Source organism: Burkholderia sp. PU8-34, from assembly GCF_053427725.1.
This window is the reverse complement of the sequence record NZ_JBSAXC010000041.1, coordinates 1-3,765: the sequence shown is the minus strand read 5'-3', so window position 1 is coordinate 3,765 and position 3,765 is coordinate 1. Positions and strand designations below refer to the sequence as shown.

6 protein-coding genes are annotated in these 3,765 nt (G+C 61.9%); 4 read left to right on the top strand and 2 right to left on the bottom strand.

The window, feature by feature from the left end; all coding sequences use genetic code 11:
- Positions 1–212: 212 nt before the first annotated feature.
- The 3 genes from cueR (at position 213) to ACV22Z_RS35550 (ending at position 1,470) form a co-directional block, all read left to right on the top strand.
- Positions 213–617, top strand: a complete 405-nt coding sequence (gene cueR / locus ACV22Z_RS35560; protein ID WP_448080918.1) for a Cu(I)-responsive transcriptional regulator — start codon at positions 213–215, stop codon at positions 615–617.
- A gap of 215 nt (positions 618–832) precedes the next feature.
- Positions 833–979, top strand: a complete 147-nt coding sequence (locus ACV22Z_RS35555) for a DUF3563 family protein (RefSeq protein ID WP_448080917.1) — start codon at positions 833–835, stop codon at positions 977–979.
- Between the two features lie 182 nt (positions 980–1,161).
- Positions 1,162–1,470, top strand: a complete 309-nt coding sequence (locus tag ACV22Z_RS35550) for a hypothetical protein (protein WP_448080916.1) — start codon at positions 1,162–1,164, stop codon at positions 1,468–1,470.
- A 15-nt stretch (positions 1,471–1,485) separates the two neighbouring features.
- Here the strand turns inward: ACV22Z_RS35550 and ACV22Z_RS35545 are convergent, their stop codons facing one another.
- Both ACV22Z_RS35545 and ACV22Z_RS35540 read right to left on the bottom strand, forming a co-directional pair.
- Entirely contained in the window at positions 1,486–2,331 is an 846-nt protein-coding gene (locus ACV22Z_RS35545) for a 23S rRNA (adenine(2030)-N(6))-methyltransferase RlmJ (protein ID WP_448080915.1), read from the bottom strand.
- Between the two features lie 126 nt (positions 2,332–2,457).
- Positions 2,458–3,429, bottom strand: coding sequence for a potassium channel beta subunit family protein (locus ACV22Z_RS35540; protein ID WP_448080914.1), 972 nt, complete (start codon positions 3,427–3,429; stop codon positions 2,458–2,460).
- A gap of 165 nt (positions 3,430–3,594) precedes the next feature.
- On the opposite strand from ACV22Z_RS35540, the gene ACV22Z_RS35535 reads away from it, so the two are divergent.
- Positions 3,595–3,765, top strand: a 171-nt coding sequence (locus ACV22Z_RS35535) for an SDR family NAD(P)-dependent oxidoreductase (protein ID WP_448080919.1), incomplete at its 3' end; no start/stop codon positions are given.

The window sequence follows — 3,765 nt, the reverse complement described above, 5'->3', positions numbered from 1 at the left end:
TGCGAGAATCTCGGCCGGCAGAATCGGCGACGCACATTCACAAACCGTGCGCGTTCGGGGGGGGCGCTCCCGCGTCCTTCTCTCCTTCACCTCTGACCGTACGTCACCACCACCGGAACAAAACAGCGCGATTTGATACGATCGAGATGCGACTGGCGACCACATTCGCCAGCACTTTGTTCGCAACCGAGGCTTGATGAGAGGGCGGGGGAATGAATATCGGCGACGCGTCGCGCGAATCCGGAGTCAGCGCAAAAATGATCCGGTACTACGAACAGGTCGGTCTGCTGACGCCGAGCAAGCGTAGCGACGCTGGTTACCGGATCTACGGTTCGGACGAAGTGCATATCCTGCGCTTCATCCGCCAGGCACGGCGGCTCGGTTTTCTCGTCGAGGACATCCGCAAGCTGCTGATGCTCTGGCAGGACCGCTCGCGCGCCAGTGCCGAAGTGAAGTCCATCGCCCTCGAACACGTGACCGAGCTCGACAAGCGCATAGCGGAATTGACCGACATGCGCGACACGCTGGCCGATCTGGCCGCGCACTGCCATGGCGACGGACGTCCCGAATGCCCGATTTTGGCGCGTCTGGCCGACCCTGTCAGTGAACCAGATTAGTGCATGTACTCGAGACGCAAGACGGGCCCCGGTTCGATATCGATAAAAATCAATGGGTTGCGAGTGCCGTTGAGCGTCTCATTCCGAATTGGAATGGCTTCCATGCAAGCATTTCACTAGCATCTTGGTGCGGCGTCGTTATAATTCGGGAATACCCTATACGGGAAATCCCTGAATCTCGATTCGCCAGGGGTCCCCCTTCCTTGGAGAACATCATGATCGCCTACATCGTCGAAAAGCTGAGCAACTGGTTCGAATCCGCAGAACGTGAGCGCCGTGAGGCTTACCTCGCGACGTCGTCGGACATCGTCCAGCTCGAGCAGCGTATCCGCTCGCTCGAAACCAGCGGCTACTCGCTGTAATCGACGTCCGTCAGGTGCCGCGTGGCGCCGCTCGATAAGCAAGCCCCGTATTGACGGGGCTTTGTTTTTTTGTGCGACGGATCTGGTGGAGTCGGCCGCGCGGCGTTATGGTATGGGCCTGTTTTTCAACATCAGAGGTCAAGACCATGCGCTTTAGTCTCGCTGCGCGCGGAGTGGCATGTGTGCGTCTCGGTCTGGCCGGAACGCTACTCATTCATGGGCTCGTTGCGTATGCGACAGCCGCGACTCAGCCGCTGGTTCTCGATACCCAGCGCGGCATTCAGGACGGCAAGAGCGGATTGCTGCTGCAGACCGCGCCGCTTTCCTCCGAACCCATCGTCGAACCGGCGAAAATGCGTGCACCGGCCGAGCAGACGCCGGGCACCTCGATACCGCTGTTCGTCGCGCCTTACATCAACGTCCCCGGATGGGGAACGCCGCCGGCCGGGCAATCGAAACCGGTGCCGCAACCACAGCCGCGGCAACCCTGATCCGGACGTGCGCGCTCAATTTCCCCGGTGTTCTATCGTGCACCGGGCGCCGCTGTCCTGTCCGAGCGATTCCGTCAGGTAGGGCAGTGTTTCCCTCATGCTTTGCGCGAGCGTGTACGGGGGATTCAGGATGAACATCCCGCTACCGTACAAGCCGAGTCCGTCCGCCGGCGGATTCGATACCGTCAGGCTGAGGTGCAGCCAGTTGTCTGGCTGCAGCCGTTTCAACTGCTCGGGGAAACGCTGGGATTCCGTGCGTGTGACCTGCGGGTACCAGATCGCATAGCAACCGGTCGCAAAACGCTTCAGGCATTCCGTCACGCAGGCAAGCGTGCGCGCGTAGTCTTTCTTGTCCTCGTAGGACGGATCGATAAGCACGAGCGCGCGTCGCGGCGCGGGCGGCAGCAGCGCCTTGATGCCCTCGAAGCCGTCGCCCGAAAAGATCATCGCCCGCCGGCCCGCATCACGGAAATTGTGGCGCAGCACGTCGATCTCGGTGCTGTGCATTTCGAACAGCCGCATCCGGTCCTGTTCGCGCATCATCCGCCACGCAATGTACGGCGAGCCCGGATAGAAGCGCAATTCGCCGTCGTCGTTCAGCGCTCGCACTTCGTCGAGGTACTCGGCGAGCACCGGCGGCAGATTCTTGTCGTTCCACAGGCGGCCGATGCCGGTATCGAATTCCGACGTCTTTGCCGCGTAGCCGTCGCGCAGCGAGTACACGCCTGCGCCGGCGTGCGTGTCGATATACCAGTACGATTTGTCCTTATTGTTCAGGTAGCGCAGCAGTTGGACGACGACGGCGTGCTTGAGCACGTCTGCGTGGTTGCCTGCGTGAAAACCGTGACGATAGCTGAGCATGACGAACTGCCTGGAACGGAAGGTGAATCGGTAGAAGCCTGTCGATCGTCAGCGGCCGGCTAGGTGCGCTCGGCTGGGCGGGCATCGACGTGGCCGCGTATTGTACGCGAGTGGCCGGCAACTGCTTCATTCGTACGCGTTGCCGACCAGATCCTCGATGCGTTGCTTGATCTCCGGTGACAGCTTGTCGACGACATCGAGTGCGTGCATGTTTTCGGCAATCTGCTCGATCCGGGAGGCGCCGGTGATGACCGAACTCACATGGGGATTGGTCAGCACCCAGGCGATCGCCAACTGGCCGACCTCGCAGCCGAGTTCGCCGGCGATCCGGCCGAGCCGTTCGACGATCTCGTTTCTGGCCGGGTCGGTCAGCCGTTCCCGAAGCCAGTCGTAGCCCTGAACTTGCGCGCGGCTGCCCGGCGGGACGCCATGCCGATACTTGCCCGTGAGCAGCCCTGACGCCAGCGGGCTCCAGGTCGTGAGGCCGAGCCCGTAATCCTCGTAGAGCCGCGCATACTCCTGTTCCACCCGCGTACGGTGAAACAGGTTGTATTGCGGCTGCTCGACGACCGGCTTGTGCAGATGGTGCCGCTCTGCAATTTCGTACGCCGCGCGGATTTCGTCCGCACTCCACTCCGACGTCCCCCAGTACAGCGCCTTGCCGCGGGCGATCATGTCGCTCATCGCCCACACGGTTTCCTCGATCGGCGTATGCGGATCGGGGCGATGGCAGTAGACGAGGTCGACGTAATCGAGCTGCAGCCGGTGCAGCGAACCGTCGATCGCGTTCAGCAGGTACTTGCGGTTCAGCGTGTGATATTGATTCGGTGCTTCCGCGAGCCCCCAGAAGAATTTCGTCGACACGATGTAGCTGACGCGCGGCCAGCCGAGCGACTTGAGCGCATGCCCCATGATTTCCTCGGATTTGCCGCCCGCGTAGACCTCCGCGTTGTCGAAGAAATTGACGCCGGCGTCGCGTGCGGCCGCCAGGCATTCGCGTGCCGCACGCCGGTCGATCTGATTGTCGTAAGTGACCCACGAGCCGAGCGAGAGTGCGCTGATCTGCAGGCCGGAGCGGCCAAGCCGTCGATAGTGCATGAGTGCCTCCTGCATGACAGGACCGACCTTAAGCTTAGACGTTTTGACAGCGAACGGCGGGGGCAGATCATGCACAATAGCGACTTGTCTGCCGGTGGCCGCGCGACGATCGCGGTTCGTACGGCAGTTGTGCGCATGATTGACCCGATATGGAAGGAGACGTGCATGGCAGCGGACTTGAACGGCAAGGTGGCAGTGGTCACGGGCGCCGCAAGCGGCATCGGCAAGGAAATCGCGCTGGAGCTGGCCAAGGCCGGCGCGGCGGTCGCGATCGCCGACCTGAACCAGGACGGTGCGAACACGGTCGCGGAAGAGATCAAGAAAGCAGGCGGCAAT

Coding starts and splice junctions, on each gene's coding strand:
- ACV22Z_RS35540 (WP_448080914.1), bottom strand. CDS start 3,429: ATGCACTATCGACGGCTTGGCCGCTCCGGCCTGCAGATCAGCGCACTC.
- ACV22Z_RS35545 (WP_448080915.1), bottom strand. CDS start 2,331: ATGCTCAGCTATCGTCACGGTTTTCACGCAGGCAACCACGCAGACGTG.
- cueR (WP_448080918.1), top strand. CDS start 213: ATGAATATCGGCGACGCGTCGCGCGAATCCGGAGTCAGCGCAAAAATG.
- ACV22Z_RS35555 (WP_448080917.1), top strand. CDS start 833: ATGATCGCCTACATCGTCGAAAAGCTGAGCAACTGGTTCGAATCCGCA.